General features: G+C 60.2%; 19 protein-coding genes and 1 pseudogene. 7 read left to right on the top strand and 13 right to left on the bottom strand.

All coding sequences use genetic code 11. From position 1 onward, the window contains the following. The 3 genes from KHQ24_RS03230 to KHQ24_RS03220 all read right to left on the bottom strand — a co-directional run bounded on the left by KHQ24_RS03230 (window position 1) and on the right by KHQ24_RS03220 (window position 2,266). Window positions 1-1,143 carry an HlyD family secretion protein gene (locus KHQ24_RS03230; protein WP_017898797.1) on the bottom strand — a complete coding sequence of 381 codons (1,143 nt, stop codon included), beginning with the start codon at window positions 1,141-1,143 and terminating at the stop codon, window positions 1-3. Next, window positions 1,143-1,487: a DUF3302 domain-containing protein gene (locus KHQ24_RS03225; protein ID WP_004202413.1), complete on the bottom strand. Its 345-nt coding sequence runs from the start codon at window positions 1,485-1,487 to the stop codon at window positions 1,143-1,145. The genes KHQ24_RS03230 and KHQ24_RS03225 overlap by 1 nt, the downstream gene beginning before the upstream one ends. Before the next feature lie 137 nt (window positions 1,488-1,624). Beyond that, on the bottom strand, window positions 1,625-2,266 hold the full coding sequence (locus tag KHQ24_RS03220; protein ID WP_074440954.1) for a Crp/Fnr family transcriptional regulator: 642 nt from the start codon (window positions 2,264-2,266) through the stop codon (window positions 1,625-1,627). A 238-nt stretch (window positions 2,267-2,504) separates the two neighbouring features. Here KHQ24_RS03220 and KHQ24_RS03215 point away from each other — a divergent pair, with 238 nt between their 5' ends. The 5 genes from KHQ24_RS03215 (at window position 2,505) to KHQ24_RS03195 (ending at window position 9,019) form a co-directional block, all read left to right on the top strand. Further along, window positions 2,505-3,428, top strand: a complete 924-nt coding sequence (locus tag KHQ24_RS03215; protein ID WP_023319884.1) for an aminoimidazole riboside kinase — start codon at window positions 2,505-2,507, stop codon at window positions 3,426-3,428. A gap of 164 nt (window positions 3,429-3,592) precedes the next feature. Further along, complete coding sequence (locus tag KHQ24_RS03210; protein ID WP_004202408.1) at window positions 3,593-5,110, top strand: carbohydrate porin; 1,518 nt, start codon at window positions 3,593-3,595, stop codon at window positions 5,108-5,110. 104 nt (window positions 5,111-5,214) lie between these two features. Beyond that, window positions 5,215-6,585 carry a sucrose-specific PTS transporter subunit IIBC gene (locus KHQ24_RS03205; RefSeq protein ID WP_017898801.1) on the top strand — a complete coding sequence of 457 codons (1,371 nt, stop codon included), beginning with the start codon at window positions 5,215-5,217 and terminating at the stop codon, window positions 6,583-6,585. Then, complete coding sequence (locus KHQ24_RS03200; RefSeq protein WP_211777119.1) at window positions 6,585-7,985, top strand: sucrose-6-phosphate hydrolase; 1,401 nt, start codon at window positions 6,585-6,587, stop codon at window positions 7,983-7,985. Before KHQ24_RS03205 ends, KHQ24_RS03200 begins: the two co-directional genes overlap by 1 nt. A gap of 29 nt (window positions 7,986-8,014) precedes the next feature. Continuing rightward, window positions 8,015-9,019 (top strand): LacI family DNA-binding transcriptional regulator, encoded by a 1,005-nt coding sequence (locus KHQ24_RS03195; RefSeq protein ID WP_023288689.1) that lies wholly within the window; start codon window positions 8,015-8,017, stop codon window positions 9,017-9,019. A 53-nt stretch (window positions 9,020-9,072) separates the two neighbouring features. On the opposite strand, the pseudogene KHQ24_RS03190 reads toward KHQ24_RS03195, so the two are convergent. The 5 genes and pseudogenes from KHQ24_RS03190 to KHQ24_RS03170 form a co-directional block, all read right to left on the bottom strand. Then, window positions 9,073-9,658: pseudogene (locus KHQ24_RS03190) on the bottom strand (hypothetical protein). 184 nt (window positions 9,659-9,842) lie between these two features. After that, the gene (locus tag KHQ24_RS03185) at window positions 9,843-10,865 is read right to left on the bottom strand and encodes an ABC transporter permease (RefSeq protein WP_025999105.1); all 1,023 of its coding nucleotides are present in this window, start codon (window positions 10,863-10,865) and stop codon (window positions 9,843-9,845) included. A 19-nt stretch (window positions 10,866-10,884) separates the two neighbouring features. Next, on the bottom strand, window positions 10,885-12,369 hold the full coding sequence (locus KHQ24_RS03180) for a sugar ABC transporter ATP-binding protein (protein WP_004202401.1): 1,485 nt from the start codon (window positions 12,367-12,369) through the stop codon (window positions 10,885-10,887). Window positions 12,370-12,401: 32 nt separating this feature from the next. Further along, window positions 12,402-13,325, bottom strand: a complete 924-nt coding sequence (locus KHQ24_RS03175) for a sugar ABC transporter substrate-binding protein (protein ID WP_002892597.1) — start codon at window positions 13,323-13,325, stop codon at window positions 12,402-12,404. Window positions 13,326-13,754: 429 nt separating this feature from the next. After that, complete coding sequence (locus tag KHQ24_RS03170; RefSeq protein ID WP_048294337.1) at window positions 13,755-14,774, bottom strand: LacI family DNA-binding transcriptional regulator; 1,020 nt, start codon at window positions 14,772-14,774, stop codon at window positions 13,755-13,757. 103 nt (window positions 14,775-14,877) lie between these two features. Between KHQ24_RS03170 and KHQ24_RS03165 the strand changes: the two genes are divergently transcribed. Beyond that, window positions 14,878-15,885 (top strand): Gfo/Idh/MocA family oxidoreductase, encoded by a 1,008-nt coding sequence (locus KHQ24_RS03165; RefSeq protein WP_064178028.1) that lies wholly within the window; start codon window positions 14,878-14,880, stop codon window positions 15,883-15,885. A gap of 242 nt (window positions 15,886-16,127) precedes the next feature. Here KHQ24_RS03165 and KHQ24_RS03160 read toward each other — a convergent pair whose 3' ends face one another. The 3 genes from KHQ24_RS03160 to iolE are packed head-to-tail and all read right to left on the bottom strand — an operon-like array spanning window position 16,128 to window position 19,258. Further along, window positions 16,128-17,159: a Gfo/Idh/MocA family protein gene (locus KHQ24_RS03160; RefSeq protein WP_023319879.1), complete on the bottom strand. Its 1,032-nt coding sequence runs from the start codon at window positions 17,157-17,159 to the stop codon at window positions 16,128-16,130. 9 nt (window positions 17,160-17,168) lie between these two features. Further along, on the bottom strand, window positions 17,169-18,341 hold the full coding sequence (locus KHQ24_RS03155) for a Gfo/Idh/MocA family protein (RefSeq protein WP_004202397.1): 1,173 nt from the start codon (window positions 18,339-18,341) through the stop codon (window positions 17,169-17,171). Then, window positions 18,338-19,258, bottom strand: coding sequence for a myo-inosose-2 dehydratase (iolE, locus tag KHQ24_RS03150; RefSeq protein ID WP_062914516.1), 921 nt, complete (start codon window positions 19,256-19,258; stop codon window positions 18,338-18,340). The genes KHQ24_RS03155 and iolE overlap by 4 nt, the downstream gene beginning before the upstream one ends. Window positions 19,259-19,831: 573 nt before the next feature. Between iolE and KHQ24_RS03145 the strand changes: the two genes are divergently transcribed. Further along, window positions 19,832-20,257 carry a hypothetical protein gene (locus tag KHQ24_RS03145; RefSeq protein WP_025999107.1) on the top strand — a complete coding sequence of 142 codons (426 nt, stop codon included), beginning with the start codon at window positions 19,832-19,834 and terminating at the stop codon, window positions 20,255-20,257. A 131-nt stretch (window positions 20,258-20,388) separates the two neighbouring features. Here the strand turns inward: KHQ24_RS03145 and lysS are convergent, their stop codons facing one another. Then, window positions 20,389-21,906 carry a lysine--tRNA ligase gene (gene lysS / locus KHQ24_RS03140; protein ID WP_004202393.1) on the bottom strand — a complete coding sequence of 506 codons (1,518 nt, stop codon included), beginning with the start codon at window positions 21,904-21,906 and terminating at the stop codon, window positions 20,389-20,391. 319 nt (window positions 21,907-22,225) lie between these two features. Further along, window positions 22,226-23,701, bottom strand: coding sequence for a dipeptide permease DtpD (gene dtpD / locus KHQ24_RS03135; RefSeq protein ID WP_004202391.1), 1,476 nt, complete (start codon window positions 23,699-23,701; stop codon window positions 22,226-22,228). Window positions 23,702-23,748: the final 47 nt, after the last annotated feature.

Raw genomic sequence — 23,748 nt, 5'->3', positions numbered from 1 at the left:
TTAGTGATCGAGATAGATGTAGTTTTCCCAGCTCTTCATGCGGATCAGGATCTTCCTGATCAGCGACAGCTCTTTCAGGTGATCTGAGTAGACCGCCGCCTCGAGGGTAGCACCCTGCGGCAGGGCGTATTCGGCAAAACGCGGATCGGTCACCTTCAGCACCACCAGCGCCCGGCCATGGGTATTGAGTGCGTCCGTGGTCAGCAGTTTGCCCTGGCCCTGAAACTGACTCTCGCCAATCGCCGGCAGCACATCGGCCACTTCCCCACGGAAGACGGTGCCCGGGATGGCCGGAAACATCAGCTCCGCGGGCTCGCCTTTGTACAGACGCTGCAGGGCGTTCTGGCGAAATGCCGCGACATACTCCCGCGAGGCGTCACCCTCCACCGGCACAAAGGTCATCAGCGGCAGCATTCCCAGCGCGGTGGACATGGTACCAGGGCGTAAGCCGACGGTGCTGACATAGCCGTCTTCCGGGGCGCGGACGACGGTGTTATCCAGCTGAAACTGAGCCTTCTGCAGCTGCGCCAGCAGGGAGGCCACGGTGGTATTTTTGCCCTTCACCACCGAGTCCAGCGCGTTACGCGCCTGAACCACTTTCGCCTGAGCCGCGCTGACGCTGGCTTCATCGGCTTTCCACGTCTGCAGACGGGTATCGACCATTTGATCGGAGAAGGCGCCCTGGGCATGCCCCTCCCGAAAGCGGGCATACTCCCGCCGCGACTGGTCGCGCTGAGCCACCGCTCTGCTCAGCTCGGCCTCCGCCTGGCTTAACGCGGCGTTGAGGGAGAGCGCATCCTGGCTGGCCGCTTTAATCTGCGCCTGCAGATCGTCCACCTTTGCCTGGAACGGCGTCGGGTCGAGAGTAAACAGCACATCGCCCTTATGCAGCCTCTGGTTAGGCCTCACCGGTACGCTCTGCACCCGACCGCGCACCTGCGACACAATCGGTACGGTGCGAAACACCTGATTGCCGACGTCGGTATAGGGGAAGTTGTAATTCATCCCGAAGATCACCGCGCCAATCAGGGCGATACCGCCGAGCACCGCCGTCGGCACGGTCCACTTATTGAGCGGGATGCGGAAGACTTTAAACACCACGATGCATAGCGCGGCGTAGGTCAGCAACATTAACGTTTCCATTATTTTGCCTCCTTCGCTTTCAGAAGGTCCACTTCGCGCTGCACCTGCTCCAGCCGCTGGACCACCGTTTCCAGACGCTGATGCAGCACCTGCTGGTCGTCAGCGATGCGGCGCATCCCCCATCCGCGGTCTTCGCGCCACAGCGTCGCCCAGATCCACAACAAGGGCCACAGGGCATGCAGGGTAAATAAGCTGACCCAGCCGGCATAATGAATCGCATCCTGATGAGGATGGCGCCGCTCTTTGGCGATTTCATAAGGAATATCGTGAATAACAATCACGCCATAAAAAAGTATTAAGGCCACGGCGATCAGAATCGCCAGCGCCACATAGTCCAGGGTCATAAAATAACTCCAGAGTGCAAGGTTAAATAAATAAAACGGCCAGATTCAGGCGTAGCAGGGCCGGGAGAAAACGCGCGCTTAGCGCTTTGCCCGGGCGGATTTTAGCGACGTTATGTCGGGGAGCCGACGAATCTGAATCAGAATTTCTCAGGAATAGAGCGGTCGATGGAAATCAGTTTGCCTTTTTTCACCGTGATATATCCCCCCTCGCGCAGGGCGGCCAGCACCTGATAAACATAGCTGCGCGAGAGATTGGTCCGTTTAATAATAAATGCCGACAGACTTTCATGTTGCCCGCCATCGATTTCAGCGCGATATAAATAGCGCGACAGCATCGACTTAATAGTCTGAAAGCTAGTCTGGCTGCCGCGTTCATAGTGGGCATCAAGGGCAAATATACCCATATAGGCCAGGATCGTGGTCAGCTCTTGCATATAGCCCGGCGACGAATGAAAGAATATCCGTTCAAAATCGCTGGCGGATATTTTCGCCAGCTGGCATTCGCCCAGACACTGATAATAGAGCGCCACCGACGGACAATAATGTTCCAGCAACCCTAACGGCATATGCGCGATAACAATCCCAATAAGGTTCTGCTCGTCACCAAAGGCCAGCGTCATTTGCCCCTGCAGCAAAAAATAGAGATAGCCCGGCTGCGGCAGAAACGGCTGGTCTTTACTCAGGCTCAGGGTTTCACTGCAGGCGATCACCGCCGGCAGGTGCGTGGTCAGCGTCAGCTTCTGGTACCGATCGTAAATATCGCCAAAACTGGGGTTCATCGCGCTACGCACTCCTTCACCTTTTATCACCGCGGCGGGGCTAACCGCGGCCTGTGGAACTATACCTAAGCGGGTCAGGAAGGAAAAGTCCAGATCTGGAGTGGCGAAATATTCCGCCTGGCTCACATTTTTCACCCTCGCCCCGCCCTTTCGTCCGCCAATCGTTCCGCTTGCCGCCAGGCTGTGCTTTAATTAGCTAAAACGGTTTAACAAAGTTTAGCTAAGAGGAACTAGTCCTATGAATGGTAAAATCTGGGTACTCGGCGATGCGGTCGTCGATCTCCTGCCCGACGGAGAGGGCCGCCTGCTGCAATGCCCCGGCGGCGCGCCGGCCAACGTCGCGGTCGGCGTGGCGCGGCTCGGCGGCGATAGCGGGTTTATCGGCCGCGTCGGCGACGATCCCTTCGGCCGCTTTATGCGTCACACCCTGGCGCAGGAGAAGGTGGATGTGAACTATATGCGCCTCGATGCGGCGCAGCGCACCTCCACGGTGGTGGTCGATCTCGATCGCCACGGAGAGCGCACCTTTACCTTTATGGTCCGCCCGAGCGCCGACCTGTTTCTTGCGCCTGAGGATCTTCCGCCGTTTTCCGCCGGTCAGTGGCTGCACGTTTGCTCTATCGCTCTCAGCGCGGAGCCGAGCCGCAGCACGGCATTCGCGGCGATGGAGGCGATAAAGCGCGCCGGGGGCTATGTCAGCTTCGACCCCAATATCCGCAGCGACCTGTGGCAGGATCCGCAGGAACTGCGCGACTGTCTCGACCGGGCGCTGGCCCTCGCCGACGCCATAAAACTCTCGGAAGAGGAGCTGGCTTTTATCAGCGGCAGCGACGACATCGTCAGCGGCATCGCCCGGCTGAACGCCCGCTTCCAGCCGACGCTGTTGCTGGTGACCCAGGGCAAAGCGGGGGTGCAGGCCGCGCTGCGCGGGCAGGTTAGCCACTTCCCTGCCCGCCCGGTGGTCGCCGTCGATACCACCGGCGCCGGCGATGCCTTTGTCGCCGGGCTGCTCGCCGGACTCGCCGCCCACGGTATCCCTGACAACCTCGCCGCCCTGGCTCCCGACCTCACGCTGGCGCAAACCTGCGGCGCGCTGGCCACCACCGCCAAAGGCGCCATGACCGCCCTGCCCTACAGGGACGATCTTCAGCGCTCGCTGTGATCCCGTTGGGCCGGCTAACGGCCCACTTTGCTGGCGACATCACAATTCTTAAACCGGTTTAGCAATTTTTATTTTCACCGCATTACCGACATGTTTACCATATTAACTAAACCGGTTTAGCAAACGTTAGCACACTCACTGATTTACCTTTGGATGTCACCAACATGTATAAAAAACGGAAGTTAGCCATTCTTATTGCTTTGCTAACCGGCGCCGCCGCCGCCCATGGGCAGACAGACCTGAACAGCATTGAAGCGCGTCTCGCCGCCCTGGAAAAACGTCTGCAGGATGCCGAGACTCGCGCCAGCACTGCCGAAAGCCGCGCCGCCTCGGCGGAGCAGAAAGTTCAGCAGCTAACCCAGCAGCAGCAACAAACCCAGGCCACCACCCAGCAGGTGGCCAAACGCACCACCCAACTGGAAGAAAAAGCCGAACGGCCCGGCGGCTTTGAGTTCCACGGCTACGCCCGCTCCGGGGTGATCATGAACGACTCCGCCGCCAGCACGAAATCCGGGGCCTATATGACCCCCGCCGGGGAAACCGGCGGCGCCATTGGTCGTCTGGGCAACCAGGCCGACACCTATGTGGAAATGAACCTCGAACATAAGCAGACCCTGGACAACGGGGCGACCACCCGGTTCAAAGTGATGGTGGCCGATGGGCAAACCACCTATAACGACTGGACGGCGAGCAGCAGCGACCTGAACGTGCGCCAGGCGTTCGTCGAGCTGGGCAACCTGCCGACCTTCGAGGGTCCGTTCAAAGGCTCGACCCTGTGGGCCGGGAAGCGCTTTGACCGCGACAACTTCGATATCCACTGGATTGACTCGGATGTGGTGTTCCTCGCCGGGACCGGCGGCGGGATCTACGACGTGAAGTGGAACGACAGCCTGCGCAGCAACTTCTCGTTATACGGCCGCAACTTTGGCGATATCGCCGACAGCAGCAACAGCGTGCAGAACTATATCGTCAGCATGAATAACTTTGCCGGCCCGGTGCAGATGATGGTCAGCGGGATGCGGGCGAAAGATAATGACGACCGCCAGGACGCAAACGGCAATCTGGTGAAAGGCGATGCCGCTAACACCGGGGTTCATGCCCTGCTGGGTCTGCACAATGAGAGCTTCTATGGCCTGCGCGACGGGACCAGCAAAACGGCCCTGCTGTACGGTCACGGCCTGGGCGCCGAGGTCAAAGGCATCGGCTCCGACGGCGCGCTGCGTCCGGGAGCCAACACCTGGCGTTTCGCCAGCTACGGCACCACCCCGCTGAGCGATCGCTGGTTTATTGCCCCGGCCGTGCTGGCGCAGAGCAGTAAAGATCGCTATGTCGATGGCGACAGCTATCAGTGGGCCACTCTCAACCTGCGTCTGATTCAGGAAGTGACGCAGAACTTCGCCCTCGCCTGGGAGGGCAGCTATCAGTACATGGATCTGCAGCCTGAAGGCTACAACGATCGCCATGCGGTCAATGGCAGCTTCTACAAGCTGACCTTCGCCCCGACCTTCAAGGTCGGCAGCATCGGCGACTTCTTCTCGCGCCCGGAGATCCGCTTTTATACATCGTGGATGGACTGGAGCAAAAAGCTGGATAACTACGCCAACGACGACGCGTTAGGCAGCAACGGGTTCAAATCGGGCGGCGAATGGTCGTTCGGTATGCAAATGGAGACCTGGTTCTGACGTGAACCCGGGCGACAGGGTAAGTAAAACATAAATATAAGGTTCGCGGTGCCAGCCATGGCCGGCGCCGCCCACGCCATATCATCATGCATTCAGAGGGTACTATGGATTTTGAACAGATTTCCCGCTCACTGCTTCCCCTGCTGGGCGGCAAGGAAAATATCGCCAGCGCCGCGCACTGCGCCACCCGGCTGCGGCTGGTGCTGGTCGACGACGCGCTCGCCGACCAGCAGGCGATTGGCAAAATCGACGGGGTGAAAGGCTGCTTTCGTAATGCCGGACAGATGCAGATCATCTTCGGCACCGGGGTGGTCAATAAAGTCTATGCTGCCTTTATCCAGGCGGCGGGTATCAGCGAATCGAGCAAATCCGAAGCCGCCGACCTGGCGGCGAAAAAGCTGAACCCGTTCCAGCGCATTGCCCGCCTGCTGTCCAACATCTTTGTGCCGATTATTCCCGCCATCGTCGCCTCCGGCCTGCTGATGGGCCTGCTGGGGATGGTGAAAACCTACGGCTGGGTCGACCCGGGCAACGCTATCTATATCATGCTGGATATGTGCAGCTCGGCGGCGTTTATTATTCTGCCGATCCTGATCGGCTTTACCGCCGCCCGCGAATTTGGCGGCAACCCTTATCTGGGCGCGACCCTCGGCGGGATCCTCACCCACCCGGCGTTGACCAACGCCTGGGGCGTCGCCGCCGGCTTCCACACCATGAATTTCTTCGGCATCGAAGTGGCGATGATCGGCTATCAGGGTACGGTCTTCCCGGTGCTTCTGGCGGTGTGGTTTATGAGCCTTGTCGAAAAACGGCTGCGCCGCGTTATTCCTGACGCGCTGGATCTGATCCTCACGCCGTTCCTGACGGTGATTATCTCTGGCTTTATCGCCCTACTGCTGATCGGCCCGGCCGGGCGCGCGCTCGGCGACGGCATTTCGTTTATCCTCAGCACGCTTATCAGCCATGCCGGCTGGCTGGCGGGCCTGCTGTTCGGCGGCCTCTATTCGGTGATCGTCATTACCGGTATCCATCACAGCTTCCATGCCATTGAGGCGGGTCTGCTCGGCAATCCGTCAATCGGCGTCAACTTCCTGCTGCCTATCTGGGCGATGGCCAACGTCGCTCAGGGCGGCGCCTGCTTTGCCGTGTGGTTTAAAACCAAAGATGCCAAAATCAAAGCCATTACCTTGCCGTCGGCGTTTTCGGCGATGCTGGGGATCACCGAGGCGGCGATCTTCGGGATTAACCTGCGCTTTGTGAAACCGTTCATCGCCGCGCTGGTGGGCGGTGCCGCCGGCGGCGCCTGGGTGGTGTCGATGCACGTCTACATGACCGCGGTGGGCCTGACGGCGATCCCGGGAATGGCCATCGTGCAGGCCAGTTCGCTGCTGAACTACATTATCGGGATGGCGATCGCCTTCGCCGTGGCCTTCGCGCTCTCTCTGACGCTGAAATACAAAACGGACGCTGAATAATGTCATTACCGTCACGCCTGCCTGCGATCCTGCAGGCCGTTATGCAGGGCCAGCCGCAGGCGCTGGCCGACGACCATTACCCGCAATGGCATCTGGCGCCGGTCAGCGGACTGCTGAACGATCCCAACGGCTTTTGCCAGGTCGCCGGGCGTTATCACCTGTTTTATCAGTGGAACCCGCTCGCCTGCGACCACACCTATAAGTGCTGGGGACACTGGAGCTCAGCCGACCTGCTGCACTGGCGGCATGAACCTATCGCCCTGATGCCGGATGAAGAGTATGACCGCAACGGCTGCTACTCCGGCAGCGCAGTCGAGTTCGAGGGTACCCTGACCCTGTGCTACACCGGCAACGTGAAGTTCCCCGACGGCGGGCGCACCGCCTGGCAATGTCTGGCGACGGAAAATGCCGATGGCACCTTCAGCAAGCTGGGGCCGGTACTGCCGCTGCCGGAAGGCTATACCGGCCATGTACGTGACCCTAAGGTGTGGCGCCAGGACGGGCGCTGGTACATGGTCCTCGGGGCGCAGGATGTGCAACAGCGCGGCAAAGTGCTGCTGTTTACCGCCAGCGACCTGCGGGATTGGCGCCTGGTGGGCGAGATAGCCGGGCATGACGTTAACGGCCTGGCGAACGGTGGCTACATGTGGGAGTGCCCGGACCTGTTTCCGCTGGGGGACACCCACCTGCTGATTTGCTGCCCGCAGGGGCTGGCCCGCGAAGCTCAGCGTTTTCTCAATACCTATCCTGCGGTGTGGATGGCAGGCCGTTTCGACGCCGAACGCGGCGCCTTCGACCATGGCCCGCTGCACGAGCTGGACAGCGGATTTGAGTTCTACGCGCCGCAGACCATGCTGGCCGAAGATGGCCGCCGCCTGCTGGTCGGCTGGATGGGCGTCCCGGACGGGGAAGAGATGCATCAGCCCACCCGCGCGCAGGGATGGATCCACCAGATGACCTGCGTGCGCGAACTGGCCTGGCAGTCGGGTGCCCTGTATCAGCGTCCGCTGCGCGAACTGACCGCCCTGCGCGGGGAAGCCCAGGGCTGGCGCGGGCAGACCCTGCCCCTCGCCCCGATGGAGCTGGCCTTTGACATCGCCCCCAACAGCACGCTGGGGCTGGATTTTGCCGGCGCCCTACAGCTCACCGTCAACCGCGACGGCCTGCGCCTGTCGCGCCGCGGCCTGCAGACGGCGGAGATGCATCATCGCTACTGGCGCGGCGAGGCGCGGCGGCTGCAGATCTTTATCGACCGCTCCAGTGTGGAAATTTTCATCAACGATGGCGAAGGGGTAATGAGCAGCCGCTTCTTCCCGGGCTATCCGGGGCAGCTCATCTTCAGCGGTGCGACGCCGGTGGCATTCTGCCGCTGGCTGCTGCGGCCATGCATGGTAGAATAAGCGTTTTGCTTTCAGGCTCCCGGGTACTGATGAAAACCAAACGCGTAACTATCAAAGATATCGCCGAACTGGCGGGCGTCTCCAAAGCGACCGCCAGCCTGGTACTCAACGGTCGTGGCAAAGAGCTGCGCGTGGCGCAGGAGACGCGCGAGCGCGTGCTGGCGATCGCCCGCGAGCAGCACTATCAGCCGAGCATTCACGCGCGCTCGCTGCGTGATAACCGCAGCCATACCATTGGCCTGGTGGTGCCGGAAATCACCAACTACGGGTTTGCCGTTTTCTCCCATGAGCTTGAGACGCTCTGCCGGGAAGCCGGCGTGCAGCTGCTTATCTCCTGCACCGACGAAAACCCCGGCCAGGAGAGCGTGGTGGTCAATAACATGATTGCCCGCCAGGTCGACGGCCTGATCGTCGCCTCGTGCATGCACAGCGATGCCGACTACCTGAAGCTCAGCGAACAGCTGCCGGTGGTGCTGTTTGACCGCTCCCCCAGCGACAGCGCCCTGCCGCTGGTGATGACTGACTCGGTCACCCCAACGGCCGAACTGATCTCCCGCATCGCCCCTCAGCATGCGGACGAGTTCTGGTTTCTCGGCGGCCAGCCGCGGCTATCGCCTTCGCGCGACCGGCTGGCGGGATTCACCCAGGGCCTGGCTCAGGCGGGGGTTACGCTGCGTCCCGAATGGGTGATCAACGGCAACTATCACCCCAGCTCCGGCTACGAGATGTTCGCCGCGCTCTGCGCGCGGCTGGGACGGCCGCCGAAGGCGCTGTTCACCGCGGCCTGCGGCCTGCTGGAAGGGGTCCTGCGCTATATGAGCCAGCACCATCTGCTGGACTCCAATATTCATCTCGCCAGCTTCGACGATCACTATCTGTACGATTCACTTTCCCTGCGCATTGATACCGTGCAGCAGGATAATCGCCAGCTGGCCTGGCACTGCTACGATCTGCTCAGCCAGCTGATCGACGGCCAGGCGCCGGAGCCGCTCCAGCGCTATCTGCCCGCTACCCTGCAGTTTCGCCATGCCTGACGGCGCCGGCGGCGATTAGCGTTTTCGCCGGGCGCGCGCCGCCTGCCTCAGCGTCAGCAGCACGCTGGCGAGCACCACGCCGAGGCCAATTGTTACCTGCCAGCGGTAAGCCATCAGCAGCGAGGGCAATCCGCCGTCCGGCGCCAGCATCACGAGATTCCAGCCCGCCAGGCCGGCATTGCCGTTCAGCGCCCGGCTTAACATCCGCTGATGCGGGGCGAAGGGCTGAATGGTCTGGTAATGGCTGCCGAACAGCGGCGGCTGCATCTCCCGCGGGAACTGTGCCTGCACCTGGGCCAGCACGCTGGCCGGCAGCAGATGCCCGTCGCCATTCACCAGCAGTAGCCGATAATGCCGCTGCCGGGCCAGGGTATGCAGATCGGCGCGCATCACCGCCAGCGGCCAGGTCGCTTCCCGCTGCGGAGCGGGGGTGTTCATCCGCTGTTCAAGGCGTTCCGCCACCCACCGCGCATCCTCCTCCAGCTGCCGGGTATGCATCTCACGGTAAACCTCTCTGGCCGGCAGGTTCACGCCCCGACTGAGGATCAGGATCGCCAGTCCCGCCAGCAGGCTGACGATAATGCCCCTTCTCCCCGGTCGCGAGAGCGGCGAGGATTTGATTAAGGATGGTGTATTCATACGACTCCAGAAACAGGGGGCAAGGCGTGGCCCCCTGGCGAATGGACAACAAAAGTCGCGAAACTGTACAGGATGCGCAGCGCGGGAAAAACAGACAGCCGGCGCCTGGCGGGACGTATTTTGTTTATTTCTGGACAGGGCTGGCGGTAACGACGCGCTTCGCCGTTGCCGCCAGTTGATAAGATTAGCGTTTTTTCCGGTTGCGGCGCATGTCGATGGTCACCGCCGCGACGATAATGATCCCTTTAATAATATCCTGCACGTAGGCATCGACGCCGACAAAGGTAAAGCCGCTCTTGATCAGGCCAAGGATCATCGCGCCAATCAGGGTGCCGGTAATGCGCCCCACCCCACCCATTAAGCTGCTGCCGCCGATCACCGCCGCGGCAATCGCGTCCAGCTCGTAGGACATCCCCATGCTCGACTGGCCACTGCTGACGCGCGCCGCCAGCACTACCCCAGCCAGCCCGGAGAGCGCCCCGGCGATGGTGTAGACGATCACCAGGTATTTATTCACGTTGATGCCGGACACTTTGGCCGAGGTCATGTTGCCGCCGATGGCATACACATATTTGCCATACCGGGTATGCTTCAGCGCAATGTGAAACACTGCGGCAATCACGAAGAAGATGATCACCGGCATCGCCCCCTGGCCTATCGCCGTAAAGCTGTCGGAGAGGAAGCTTATCGGATTGCCCTGGGTGTAATACTGCGCCAGACCGCGCGCCGAGACCATCATCCCGAGGGTGGCGATAAATGGCGGGATGCCGGTTCGCGTCACCAGGAAACCGTTGGTCAGCCCACACAGCAGGCCGACGCCGATCCCCGCGCAAATCGGGATCACCGCCGGCAGGTTGACCAGCGCCGGGAACATTGGCGACAGGCTGTCGGAGGTTTGCGCAAGGCTCGCCGCCACCACCGCCGCGAGGGCGATAACCGAGCCGGAGGAGAGGTCAATCCCGGTGGTGATGATCACCTGGGTGACGCCGACGGCGATGATGCCGATGATCGCCACCTGCAGCACAATCAGCACCAGGCGGTTGGTATTGAGCAGGAACGACTGGTCGCGAACATACCAGCCGGCGATTTCAAAGGTCAGGGCAATCACCAGCATCACCACAAAGATGCCGGTATCTTTCGGCATTTTATGCCGCAAATTAGCGAAGAAGGAGGAACCCTCGCTGGCCGGAGCCGCCGTTAATTTCATATTACTCATTCTCTGTGCCTCAATGGGATGCCAACGACAAAATGGTTTCCTGGTCGGCTTCGTCTTTTTCCAGGATGCCGGTGATACGGCCTTCATGCATCACCATGACCCGGTCACTCATGCCAAGGATTTCCGGCAGCTCAGAGGAGACCATAATGACCGCCACCCCCCGGTTCGCCAGTTCACTGATAAGATGATAAATTTCCGCCTTCGCCCCGACGTCGATGCCGCGGGTCGGCTCATCGAGAATTAAGATTTTCGGTTGCGCTAACAGCCAGCGCGCAATCAGAACTTTTTGCTGATTCCCCCCGCTGAGGTTATTAATAATTTGATCCATCGTCGGCGTTTTAATATTGAGCCGACGGATTTGCTCCATGCAGTCTTCGGCCATTTTCACGTGCTGGACAAAACCGCTCTTGCCGATATATTCCGGCATTTTGACGATACTCATATTTTCCAGCACCGACAGCACCAGAAACAGGCCCGACTTTTTACGGTCTTCGGTTAATAACGCCATTCCCTTTTCAATCGCCACGGAGGGGGAATCAATGGTCACCGGCGCCCCGTCGATCAGCACTTCGCCGCTGTCGAAGCGTTCCATGCCAAACAGGCTTTCCATCACCTCGCTGCGCCCGGCGCCCACCAGCCCGGCCACGCCGAGGATCTCGCCGCGACGCACGGTAAAGCTGACATCATGGAACACGCCCTGGCGCGTCAGATTGCGCACCGTCAGCACCTCTTCGCCGATGGTGTTATTAAATTTCGGGAACAGCTGGGTTAATTCGCGGCCCACCATCTGGGTAATCAGCGACTGGCGGGTAAATTCGGTGGTGTTTTTGCTCCCCACCCAGGTCCCATCGCGAAAGACGCTGATCTCATCGGTGATAGCGAAGATCTCATCCATTTTATGGCTGATATAGATGATCGCTTTGCCCTGGGCCCGCAGGTCGCGGATGATGGTGAACAGGTGAGCTACCTCGCCTTCGGTCAGCGCCGAAGTGGGCTCATCCATGATCACAATATCCGCGTTCCATGAGACCGCTTTGGCAATCTCCACCATCTGCTGGGCGGCGATGCTCAGGTCCCCCACCAGCCGGTCGGCGGTTAAGCGAATATTCAGCTTATCCAGCAGCGCCTGGGTCTGGCGGGTCAGCTGGCCGTGGTCGACAAAGCCGTACTTCATCGGCTCGCGCCCCAGCCAGATATTCTCCGCCACCGTCATATGCGGCACCAGATTCAGCTCCTGGTGGATCATCGATATCCCCGAGCGCAGCGCATCCATGGTGTCGGTAAACTCCACCGGCTCACCTTTCACGCGAATCGATCCTTTATCCGGGCGATAGATACCGATCAGGCACTTCATTAGCGTGGATTTACCGGCGCCGTTCTCGCCCATCAGGGCGTGCACCGTTCCCGGGCGCACGCGTAATGAGACATTGTCGAGCGCCTTCACGCCGGGGAAGAACTTACTGATACCTTCGGCTTCAAGGGCAAAAGCGTTCATACATCCACCTCCGTACCACAGGTTGGCCAGGATTATTTCTGATTACGATTGGTAAATTCAGCCATGTTCTCTTTGGTGATCAGCTGATACGGCACGTCGATGATTTTCTCCACTTTCTCACCGTTCGCCAGCTTGATGGCCGCGTCTACGGCGCCCTCACCCTGGCCTTTCGCATCCTGGAAGATGGTGGCGATCATCTTGCCGCTCTTCAGCATCTGCAGCGCATCCGGGGTGCCATCCACGCCGGCGATAAGAATATGGTTCGGGTTTTTACCCAGCGCCTGCAGGGCGCCGATCGCCATTTCATCGTTGTTGGAGGCGATGGCCTGGATATCCTCGCCGCTGGTCATCCAGTTGCTGACCACGTCCACGGCGTCATTGCGGGTGAATTTCGCGGTCTGCTTCTGCACGATTTTGATGTTCGGGTATTTGGCGACAACCTCTTCCACCCCTTTGGTGCGGTCGCGAGTGGATTCATTCGCCAGGTCGCCGAGCAGGATCGCCACATTGCCCTTACCGTTCATCGCTTTCGCCAGCGCTTCCATCTGCAGACGGCCGGCGAGAATCGAGTCCGACCCCACATAGGCCATCTTGTCGGTCAGCTCCGCCTGCGGGCGACGGTTCACAAATACCAGCGGGATCCCGGCCTTGGTGGCCTGATCCATGATCGGTTTCACCGCATTGGTATCCACCGGGTTAACGATAATGGCGTCCACCCCCTGGCCGATAAAGTTCTGCACCTGCTGCAGCTGCTGGGAGACATCCCCTTTCGCGTCCTCGATCTGCGATTTCACCCCATCTTTTTTCATCTCTTTTTGCATCGAGGTACGCAGGATCGTCAGGAAGTTATCGTCAAACAGCGCCATCGAGACGCCAATGGAGACATCTTTTGCCATAACCACCGCAGGCAGCATGCAGGCTAACAAAGAGGCAACAATCGTTTTCTTAATATTCATAGTTGATCCTTGATTTTGTAGGTACGCCGGTGAATGAAACAAAATGAAAAATTAATTTCAGTCAGGTTGCGACAAATGTCTGTTGTGACGGCGACGGCGCTGCGGGGTTTTCCGCATTTCGTCGTGATCGGAATCACAAATAATGGCTGTTTTATCACCACTTTTTTGAAACATCAGTCCATTTATGCCACACCATGAATTCCAGACCATTTATTTCATTAACAAGACATTTGAAACTTTTATAAGTAAATAACTGAAATGAAAATTTTAAAACTATGCAGTAACAGAATTTTGACAGACATCTAACATTGCTGCATAAATGAGCGAAAAATGAGAGGCAGACAACGCTTTAAAGCGATCGCCCCCGGCGGGGTTGGCATTTACCCGCCGGGGAAATCCGTGTTGTCAGGAAGGGAGGCGCCGCACGCCTTAGTCCACGTTCTCGGCGCTGTAGAGGATAAAGTCGACTTTCCCGTCGGCATAGGTTTGCGGCTGATAGCCGGACTCCAGATGGCGCAGCATCAGGTCGATCGCCAGCTGGGCGTGCTGGCGGGTGTTCTGATCGAGCGTTAACGCCAGGCTGCCCCGGGCCAGCTGCTGGCGGGTGGTATTGTAGCGCTCATGGGTGATCCAGCAGACGTCGCTTTCGCGGCGGTGGCGAGCCAGCGCCTCGGCTATCTGAGTATTGCCAAGCCCGGTGTTATAGATCCCGACAATATGCCGGCTGCGGCACAGAGCCTGCTCCAGCAGGCGGGTGATCTGCTCCCGCCGCTCCTCGCCCGCCAGCACCTCATTAAGCTGCAGGTGGGGAAAGCGCTGGCTCAGCACCTCGCGGAACCCCTGGATGCGCAGGCGATGCGCGCTGTAATCCTCCCGGCCGCTCACCATCAGCACCTCCCCGGGCCGCGGCGTCATTCTCCCCATCATTAACCCCGCGGTGCGGCCAGCCTGCAGCTGATTGATCCCGACGTGGCAGAGCCGGTCGGCGCCGGGCAGATCCGTCGCCAGGGTGATGGCGGGGACGCCCGCTTCCCGGCAGCGGCGCAGCGCGTCATGCACCACAGGGTGGTCATTGCCGAAGACGATGATCCCCTGACGCTGCTGGCAGCTGCGCATAATGCGCCGGGCCAGGGTCGCCGGCTGCGACTCCGGGACAAAGGTGCGGTGCAGGGTCAGACGGCGATAGCCGAGGCTATCCGCGACGGCGGCGAAATCCTGCGCCAGCTGCGGAAAAAAGAACGAGTCATTGCTGCTGAGAAAGAGCTCAATCTGCCACGGAAAGCGGTGCTCCTCCGGCAGGATCCGCTTCAGCCCCGCCTCCCGCGCCGCCTGCAGCACTTTGCGCGTGGTCTGCGGCGATACGCCGCCGCGTTCGTTCAGCACCCGGTCCACAGTGGCCACGCCGACGCCAATCTGTCTGGCCAGCATCGCCAGTGACATGTTTTTCATCGCCCCTCTCTTCAATGATGGAAATACATCAAAACGGCAGTGTCAGTGAGTTTAGCAAACCGATTATGGTGGCACCGTCCCTTCGCCATTCTGGAGAAAAATAATGAATTGCAAACGTTTTGCCCTGGTAGGCAGTGGTTTTATCGGTCAGGTTCATGCCGCCAGCCTCGCCCGTCATGACGGGAGCGAGTTGACGATGGTAGCCGATGTCGCGCCGGAGCGCGCCCAGGCGCTGGCCGCCCGCTATGGCGCCCGGGCGGTGACAGTGAGCGAGGCTCTCCGTAGCGACGCCATCGACGCTGTGCTGATCGCCAGCTCAACCCCGTCGCATGCCGAACTGCTGGAAGCCGCCGCCCGGGCGGGCAAGGCGGTCTATTGCGAAAAACCGATCGACCTCTCCCTGGCGCGCGCCCGCGAGGTGGTGGAGCGGGTGCTTCCCCTGAACGTGCCGGTCACCGTCGGCTTTAACCGGCGCTTCGACAGCAGCCATCAGCAGCTCCGCCGCCAGCTGGAGCAGGGCGCGATCGGTCGGGTGGAGCTGGTGCAGATGGTCTGCCGCGCCTCCAGCATGCCGCCGCTCGACTATCTGCGCAGCTCCGGCGGTCAGATGCGCGATCAGGCGATTCACTTCTTCGACCTTCTGCGCTTTCTCACCGGCGATGAAGTGCATACCGTGGCGGCGATGGGCGCGGCGCTGGCCCTGCCGGAAATCGCCGAATTTGGCGATGTTGACACCTCCATCCTGATGATGCAGATGCGCGGCGGCGCGCTGGCGCAGCTGGACAACACCCGCCGCACCGGCCACGGGTATGATGAACGGATCACCCTGCTGGGCGCAGAGGGCGCGCTGGAGTCCGGCAGCCAGTCGCCGGCGGGCCCTACCCTGTGGCGCGGCAATCAGCGCATTGAACCAGGCCTGTGGCCGGACTGGTTCAGCCGGGTGCAAGGATCTTATTACCAGCATCTTGACGCCTTTATCCGCGCTCTGAATGGCGAAACCGTGGCCGACCTGCCCGGCCTGGTGGACGGCCTGCAGGCGCAGGCGATTGCCGAAGCGGCCGTTCAGTCTCTGCAGCGCGGCCAGTTTGTCGCCGTCGACGACTGTCGATGAGGGGTTGCGTGGCACCAGCTATCAGGCTCTGAACCTGCCTTTATGCCGGGCGGCGGCAACGCCTTGCCCGGCCTACATAGCACAGGCATTAATCCGCTTTAATATCAAACGGTTGCATAGATATTCCAGGCCCGCGCAAGCGCAGCGCCGCCGGGCAAGGACAGCCGGCACCGTGCGCGTCCCGCTGCCGGGCAATGGCGGACACGCTCGCGCTGCCTGCAAACCAAAGCCCGGCCGGCCCCTTAGCGTTCTTCGTTAAACACCGCGCCCACCTGGCGCCGCACCTCATCCATCACCTGCAGATTCTGCAGCACCCGACTGAGCGGCCGCAGCGGCGAGTCCTGCAGCCCCTGACCGACGCACCAGGCAAAATGCTCCGCCTGCCAGAACAGCTGGTCGTAGCGATTGCGCGGCTCTTCCCAGCGCAGCGCCTGCCCGCCCTGGCTGGCGGCGAGGGTGAACCCGCCGGGGGCGTAAAACTGACCGTCGATCGTCAGGGTCGCCTGACGTCCGGCCACCACCGCCCCGCCCGGCGTGTTGCTGAACAACGTCGTGTTTAACAGCCCCTGCATCCCGTTCCGCCAGCTGAACAACATCGACGTCTGGCCGTTAAGCCCCTCTGCCGTCGCGCTGCCGCGGGCGACAATCTCCTGCGGCATGCCGCCTACCATCAGCGCAAACGAGGTCAGATAGCTGCCGAGATCCATCATCGGCCCGCCGGCAAGGTCGGCATTAAAGATGCGGTGGTCGGTAGTAAAATACTCGCCGTGATCGGCCAGCAGGGTATGCAGGTCGCCGAGCACCCCATCCTCCAGCAGCTGGCGGATCACATCATACTTCGGCGCGTAATCGCACCACATCGCCTCCAGCGCCAGTTTTCCCTGGCGGGCGGCTTCGGCCTGCAGTTCACGTCCTTCGCCAAGGTTGAGCGCGAAGGGCTTCTCAATCAGCACGTGTTTGCCCGCCTTCAGCGCCTGCATGCCGTCGGGAAAGTGATGGTTGTGCGGCGTCGCAATATACACCGCATCAATATCCGGACGCGCCAGCATCTCCGCCACATGGCCGTAAGCCTGGGGGATCCCCCATTCCGCGGCTACCCGGTCGGCCTTCGCCTGGCTGCGGGAGGCAACGGCCACCACCTGCTGCCGGCTCTGGGTTTTCAATGAGTGCACAAAACGCTCGGCGATCCAGCCTGGACCGATAATGCCCCAGCGCAGGGAGGGAATGCTCTGCGCCGCCGGGCGGCGCGGGGTCGGTAATTGTGAGGGAAACATAGCGGCTCCTTAATCCTTAACCACGTTAACCCAGCGACGGCTGACCATCGAGGCTTCAATCGCCGACAGCACACGCTGATTCTGTAAACCAAATTCAAAGCTGGGATAGCAGTCGTCGTCCCCGCAAATCCCCTGCACCAGGTCATGCACTTCAATCACCTTGACGTCAAAATAGCCCAGCCCGCCGCCGCCAAAATCGAAGCCGAAGAAGCCGGCATAGGCCGGGATCTGGCTCCCGGCATACAGCGTTTTAAAGCCGCGGTCGTGTTTGTCATCGCGGAAGCGATAGACCTGCAGTTCGTTAAAGCGCTCCCCGTCCATATACAGCGTGCCTTCGGTGCCGGAGACCTCCCAGAACACGCCGAAGATGCGCCCGGCGGCGATGCGCGAGGCCTCAATCACCCCCGCGGCGCCGCTGTCGAAATTGACCAGACACTGAACCTGATCGTCATTTTCCACTTCCCGCCACTCGGCATCGGCCGCGACCCGGCTGGCATACCCGGCATCGGTCTGCGGTACCGGACGCTGGCGCAGACAGGTTTGCGCGCTGGCGGTCACTTCACGGATCCCGCCCATCAAAAACTGGGCGACGGACAGGGTATGGGCGCCGAGGTCGCCAAGCGCCCCGCTGCCGCCGAGGGTTTTCGAGCAGCGCCAGGACCAGGGCAGGTTCGGGTCGTTATAAAACCCCTGATCAAAGGTGCCGCGAAAGCGCACCGGTTCGCCAATATCGCCCCGGGCGATAATCTGCTTTGCCAGCAGCGCCGCCGGGGTTTTGATGTTGTTAAAGGCCACCATGGTCTTCACCCCCGCGCGCCGGGCCGCCTGCGCCATCTCCTGCGCCTGCTGCTCGTTAACCGCCAGCGGCTTCTCGCAATAGACATGTTTACCCGCCGCGATCGCCGCCATCGCCATCGTGTAGTGCAGATGGTTCGGCGAGGTAATATCCACCACGTCCACCAGCGGATCGTTCACCAGTTCGCGCCAGTCACCGTAAGCCTTCTCCGCCCCCAGCTTCACCGCATGACGTTCGGCCAGCGCCTGATCCTGATCCGCCAGCGCGTAAAGATAGGGGCGCTTCGGCAGATCGGGATAGAACATGGCCGCGCGACGGTAAGCGTCGGCGTGCGCCTGGCCCATAAAACCGGAGCCGATGAGACCAATATTTAACCGCGCGCTCATGATGCGTGCTCCTCTGATGATGAAGGGGACGAGAAATGGTGCGCCAGCCAGGCGAAGGCGCGGCGGGCGGTGGCCAACGGCGGCGCCATCGCCGGGTCCTGCTCGGCTTCGATAATCAGCCAGCCGCGGTAGTCGCTGTCGCGGGCAAAGTCGAGGATCGGCGCATAGTCGATGCAGCCGTCGCCAGGGATGGTAAACAGCCCGGCGCGCACCGCCTCGTTAAAGCTCAGGTTTTCGCGATACAGGCGCCCCAACACCTGCGGACGGACGTCTTTCAGATGCAGATGGCGGATACGGTGACCATATTTTTCCAGCACGCGCGGGATATCGACCCCGGCGACGAAGGCGTGTCCGGTATCAAACGCCAGCCCGACGTTGTCATGGGTCTGTGACAGAAACCGCTCCAGCTCGTCGTCGTGCTCCACCAGCATCATCAGGTGATGGTGATAGGCCAGCCGCAGACCGTAGTCCCGCAGCAGCAGGTCGGCAAAGGTATTCAGCTTATGGCAATACGCCGTCAGACTGACGCGGCTTAACGGCGGCGAGAGCGAGATCGGCTCATCAAGCGGCGTTTCACCGGGCAGCTGCCCGCACTCGCCATAGACCATGACCCTGGCGCCGAGCTGCTGCAGGAGCTGCGCGTGGCCCCGCACCGCCTCAAGCTCCGCTTCTGCGCTGCGGTCAGCCAGTAAGCCGCTGTACCAGCCGGACGCCAGCCGCAGGTCAGCCGCCGCCAGCAGAGGCCCCAGCGTCTCCGCCTGGCGGGGAAACTTGCGCCCTAACTCAATGCCCTGAAATCCCGCCTCCCGCGCCTCGCGCAGACAGGTGTCGAGAGGGATATCGCCGCCTAAATCCTCCAGCACATCGTTGGTCCAGCACAGGGGGCTAATGCCCCACTGCAGGTGCTCTGTCGCCATGTTTATCTCCTTTTCAGCCAGTCGTCTGGTGTGCCGTCACTATAAGCAGGCGACGACCAGCGATGAAAACGGAGAAATGATGGAAATCCATCATTGCCGCGGGCGGAATATCCGTTGTCGCCAGTAGCCCTGAAAAATTAATGGAAATAATGCTTGCTGCAGGCTTATTTTGCAGATAAAAATTACTGGCTTAATAACCCGTTTCAGAGGTTATCCCTTTCATTCGAAATATGATGATAGCAATATGAAAAAAACTCAATACTGCACCAGCGCGGGCTTTAGCCCTGCGCCCAGGCCTGGCCTGCTGTTATTTGCGTAAGTGACAAATAATCGCTTTTAAAACATCAATTACTTAACATTCTCTCTGCAATAATATGACAAGCAGCGGGAAGATACGGTGATAAATAAAATCAGGGTAATGATGTTTTTACAAATAAATAACTCTTCGCCTTTCTGCTCATTATTTGTCAGGAATGGCTGCGGTTATATTTATTCTGACGCCCCCGGAGAATACACCAATGTGTATCAACCTTTATGACAATGCGCGCCGCTATCGCAATGAGAAACAATAAGATGAATAAGACCTGGCTTTTCACCACCCTCACCCTGGCGCTGGTCGCCGCCGCGCCGGCCCACGCCATTAGCGCGAAATACCGGGAGCAGCTTGAACGCTCCGGCTGTACGCAGATGACCGACGGGACCACCTGCGATATTCATAAAACCAAAGCCGAGAATGCCGCCGCCGCGCAGCAGGCCAGCAGCGGCTTCGGCCCCTGGCTGGGCACCTGGTATGTTTATACTGAATATGGCGATAAAATTGATGAGATTACCGTCACCGCTAAAACGGTGAAAACTCATGGTCATCTGGTGGAGGACGCGAAAGCGAGCCAGGGTAAGCTGACTTTCCGGGTGAAAAACTCAACCTTTACTCTCAACGACGCCTTTAACGGCAACTGGACAAACGGCAGCCAGCGCGGCACGTTGCAAAAAATAGAGTAAACTCCCTGCTCCCCGGCGGGGGCACACCATGCCGATAGACTGCGGTGACCGGTTCATCCGGCCAGGCAAGCAATGTGATGTGACTCATGCGGGGAGACCTCCCGGCGCGGGCCGGGAGGGAGTGCAACAGATTACTTCTGCGGACGCATGGCCGGGAAGAGGATTACGTCGCGGATGGTATGGCTGTTGGTAAACAGCATCACCATGCGGTCGATACCGATGCCCAGACCGGCGGTCGGCGGCAGGCCGTACTCCAGCGCGGTGACGTAGTCTTCGTCATAGAACATCGCTTCGTCATCGCCCGCCGCTTTGGCGTTGACCTGATCCTGGAAACGCTGCGCCTGATCTTCCGCATCGTTCAGCTCGCTGAAACCGTTACCGATTTCGCGGCCGCCGATGAAGAACTCGAAGCGGTCGGTGATTTCCGGGTTCACGTCGTTGCGGCGCGCCAGCGGGGAAACTTCCGCTGGATATTCAGTGATAAAGGTCGGCTGGATGAGGTGCGCTTCCGCCACTTCATCGAAGATTTCGGTGACGATGCGCCCCAGACCCCAGCTTTTCTCTACCTGAATGCCGAGAGATTCCGCCAGCGCTTTCGCCGCGTCGAAGTTATCCAGATCCGCCATGTTGGTTTCCGGACGATGTTTTTTGATCGCCTCGCGCATGGTCAGTTTTTCAAACGGCTTGCCGAAGTCAAAAACCTGGTCGCCATACGGCACCTCGGTTTTGCCCAGAACCGTCTGCGCCAGGGTGCGGAACAGCGACTCGGTCAGTTCGATCAGGTCTTTGTAGTCCGCGTACGCCATGTACAGTTCCATCATGGTGAACTCTGGGTTATGACGTACCGAGATCCCTTCGTTGCGGAAGTTACGGTTGATTTCAAACACGCGTTCGAAACCGCCGACCACCAGACGTTTCAGATACAGTTCCGGCGCGATGCGCAGGTACATATCGAGATCGAGCGCGTTGTGATGAGTGATAAACGGACGGGCGGACGCGCCGCCAGGGATCACCTGCATCATCGGGGTTTCCACTTCCATAAAGCCGCGGGCCACCATGAACTGACGCATGGTCGCGAGGATCTGCGAGCGGATGCGGAACGTATGGCGCGACTCTTCGTTAGCGATCAGATCCAGATAGCGCTGGCGATAGCGGACTTCCTGATCCTGCAGGCCGTGGAATTTATCCGGCAGCGGGCGCAGGGCTTTGGTCAGCAGGCGCAGCTCGGTGCAGTGGATGGAGAGTTCGCCGGTTTGCGTTTTGAACAGCTTGCCGCGGGCGGCGATGATGTCGCCGAGATCCCATTTCTTAAACTGTTCGTTGTAGACGCCTTCCGGCAGGTCATCGCGGGCCACGTACAGCTGGATACGGCCGCCGACGTCCTGGAGGGTGACGAAGGAGGCTTTGCCCATCACGCGGCGGGTCATCATCCGGCCGGCCACCGCAACTTCAACGTTCAGGGAAGCGAGTTCATCGTTATCCTTCGCATCGAATTCAGCGTGCAATTGGTCAGAGGTATGATCGCGACGGAAATCGTTGGGGAAAGCTACGCCCTGCTCACGCAGCGCAGCCAGTTTTTCGCGACGAGTTTTCAGTTCATTATTAAGGTCAATGGCCTCATCGGCACCTTGTGCTTGTTGTTCAGACATATGGGTTCCTCATAACCTTGCTTTCAAACTAGCTTCGATAAATTGAACCAGGTCACCCTTCCGCGCGGCCTGTCTCCGGCTTTACACCGAAGAACAAGAGTAACGAATCTGGCTTCACTTCAAGCTGATCTCACTCAGCTATGCCTTCACTAACGGTATTTTTTATCGTTGGCTTCCGCGCCTGCCAGAATATCCTCCTCCTGTTCACTACGCTGTGCAAGGAGCGGCTTTGCGCTCCGCTGTTGATGGAATACCCCCGGTCGCGCTGCGCTTACCGGGGCGATAAATCGCGCTGGCCGATAGCCCGCCGGGACGCGCATCAGGCGCCGCCGCCGGGAAGTTCGCCAGCCGCCGCGCGGCGTTTGCCGACGCTACAGGCTGCGGCAAAGGCGATAATCACCATCACCGCCACGCAGCCGAGGGTCCATTCGCCCATCTGCGAGAAAAAATGCTGATAGGCGGCAATCGCCGTATCGCTGATTTGCGATTCGGTGGTCTGCTGGGCGACCACGCCCGCCAGCCAGTTGGCCACCGCGCCGGTGGCCAGCATGTAGATCCCGGTCAACACCCCGGTGACGCCGGGCATGTTCAGGCGGGTGATTTGCGCCATCGCCACCGGGTCGATAAACAGTTCGGCAAAGCCCATCATCGCCAGCCCGGCGACCATCATGCCCATCGAGGCCTGACCGTCAGCGGCGCCGTGGCGGGCATTAAGCGCCAGCAGCATAAAGCCGCCGCCCATCAGCAGCAGGCCGAAAGCGAATTTCAACCAGACGCGCAGCACCGAACGTACGCTGCCTTCCGGGCGCATCAGCCACGCCAGTACCACGCCGGCCGCCATCACCGCCACCGCATTAACCGACTGGAACAGCGCCGTCGGCACCTCCCAGTTCAGCAGGCGGCGGTTAACAAAGTGGTCGATAAACAGGCTAATCGAGCTCCCGCCCTGCTGAGCCAGCACCCAGAACAGCGTCCCGGCAAGCATCAGCAGGACGATCTGCCATAGCGCGCGACGATGCTCGGGCGCTTTGATCATGATCCGCGCCACCATCTGGGCGGCAAACAAGCAGACGATCGCCAGCAGATAGCCGGACCAGTTGTTTTGCAGTAGCAGTGTGAAGAACACCGGCGCCAGGCACAGCATCACCAGCAGCCAGCCCCAGGTCGGCAGCACGAATTTCACCGCCCGCAGCGCCGGTTTATCGACGCCGCGGGTATGCCGGAAATGGCGGCTGCCGCTTAAGAAAATCATCAGTCCGATGAACATACCGATTCCCGCCAGGGCGAAGCCGATATGCCAGCCGTACCACTGGGCCGCCAGCCCGCAGGCGATGGGCGCGGCGATGGAGCCGACATTGCCGGCGGCGTACAGCAGCGAGAAGCCGCCGTCGCGACGCGGATCGTCGTGGGCGTAGAGTTCGCCAAGCAGGCAGCTGATATTGGATTTGAACAGGCCATAGCCGCAGATAATGATCGCCAGCGCGACGTACAGGCTCCATGCGGAGGTCGACTCAACGCCCAGCACCACGTGGCCGAGAGTCATCAACAGCGCCCCGGCAATCACCGCCGTGCGGTTGCCGAGCAGGCGGTCGGCAAGCCAGCCGCCGAGAATAGGGGTAACGTAAACCAGAGATGCGTAAGCGCTGAACAGGCTGATGGCGTGGCTGTCGTCGAAGCCAAGCTGGTGGGTGAGGTAGAGGATGAGTAAGGCGCGCATGCCGTAAAAGCTGAAGTACTCCCAGATCTGGATCGCAACGATGTAGTAAATCGCGCGCGGCTGTGAGGGTGTTTTCATGTGTTCTCCTTGCAGCGTGAAAAAGGGAAGTGGCAAGCCACTTCCCT

The sequence above is a fragment of the Klebsiella sp. 54 genome (assembly GCF_018223875.1).
Taxonomy (GTDB): domain Bacteria; phylum Pseudomonadota; class Gammaproteobacteria; order Enterobacterales; family Enterobacteriaceae; genus Klebsiella; species Klebsiella quasipneumoniae.
The sequence above is the reverse complement of the archived record's forward strand: the minus strand, read 5'-3'. Positions and strand labels throughout refer to the sequence as shown.

What these genes read in the sequence shown, in the direction of transcription:
- KHQ24_RS03200 (WP_211777119.1), top strand. Translation starts at nt 6,585, where the DNA reads ATGTCATTACCGTCACGCCTGCCTGCGATCCTGCAGGCCGTTATGCAG.
- KHQ24_RS03145 (WP_025999107.1), top strand. Translation starts at nt 19,832, where the DNA reads ATGAATAAGACCTGGCTTTTCACCACCCTCACCCTGGCGCTGGTCGCC.
- KHQ24_RS03185 (WP_025999105.1), bottom strand. Translation starts at nt 10,865, where the DNA reads ATGAAATTAACGGCGGCTCCGGCCAGCGAGGGTTCCTCCTTCTTCGCT.
- KHQ24_RS03215 (WP_023319884.1), top strand. Translation starts at nt 2,505, where the DNA reads ATGAATGGTAAAATCTGGGTACTCGGCGATGCGGTCGTCGATCTCCTG.
- KHQ24_RS03210 (WP_004202408.1), top strand. Translation starts at nt 3,593, where the DNA reads ATGTATAAAAAACGGAAGTTAGCCATTCTTATTGCTTTGCTAACCGGC.
- dtpD (WP_004202391.1), bottom strand. Translation starts at nt 23,701, where the DNA reads ATGAAAACACCCTCACAGCCGCGCGCGATTTACTACATCGTTGCGATC.
- KHQ24_RS03220 (WP_074440954.1), bottom strand. Translation starts at nt 2,266, where the DNA reads ATGAACCCCAGTTTTGGCGATATTTACGATCGGTACCAGAAGCTGACG.
- KHQ24_RS03225 (WP_004202413.1), bottom strand. Translation starts at nt 1,487, where the DNA reads ATGACCCTGGACTATGTGGCGCTGGCGATTCTGATCGCCGTGGCCTTA.
- KHQ24_RS03205 (WP_017898801.1), top strand. Translation starts at nt 5,215, where the DNA reads ATGGATTTTGAACAGATTTCCCGCTCACTGCTTCCCCTGCTGGGCGGC.
- lysS (WP_004202393.1), bottom strand. Translation starts at nt 21,906, where the DNA reads ATGTCTGAACAACAAGCACAAGGTGCCGATGAGGCCATTGACCTTAAT.
- KHQ24_RS03165 (WP_064178028.1), top strand. Translation starts at nt 14,878, where the DNA reads ATGAATTGCAAACGTTTTGCCCTGGTAGGCAGTGGTTTTATCGGTCAG.
- iolE (WP_062914516.1), bottom strand. Translation starts at nt 19,258, where the DNA reads ATGGCGACAGAGCACCTGCAGTGGGGCATTAGCCCCCTGTGCTGGACC.
- KHQ24_RS03230 (WP_017898797.1), bottom strand. Translation starts at nt 1,143, where the DNA reads ATGGAAACGTTAATGTTGCTGACCTACGCCGCGCTATGCATCGTGGTG.
- KHQ24_RS03175 (WP_002892597.1), bottom strand. Translation starts at nt 13,325, where the DNA reads ATGAATATTAAGAAAACGATTGTTGCCTCTTTGTTAGCCTGCATGCTG.
- KHQ24_RS03180 (WP_004202401.1), bottom strand. Translation starts at nt 12,369, where the DNA reads ATGAACGCTTTTGCCCTTGAAGCCGAAGGTATCAGTAAGTTCTTCCCC.
- KHQ24_RS03170 (WP_048294337.1), bottom strand. Translation starts at nt 14,774, where the DNA reads ATGAAAAACATGTCACTGGCGATGCTGGCCAGACAGATTGGCGTCGGC.
- KHQ24_RS03160 (WP_023319879.1), bottom strand. Translation starts at nt 17,159, where the DNA reads ATGTTTCCCTCACAATTACCGACCCCGCGCCGCCCGGCGGCGCAGAGC.
- KHQ24_RS03155 (WP_004202397.1), bottom strand. Translation starts at nt 18,341, where the DNA reads ATGAGCGCGCGGTTAAATATTGGTCTCATCGGCTCCGGTTTTATGGGC.
- KHQ24_RS03195 (WP_023288689.1), top strand. Translation starts at nt 8,015, where the DNA reads ATGAAAACCAAACGCGTAACTATCAAAGATATCGCCGAACTGGCGGGC.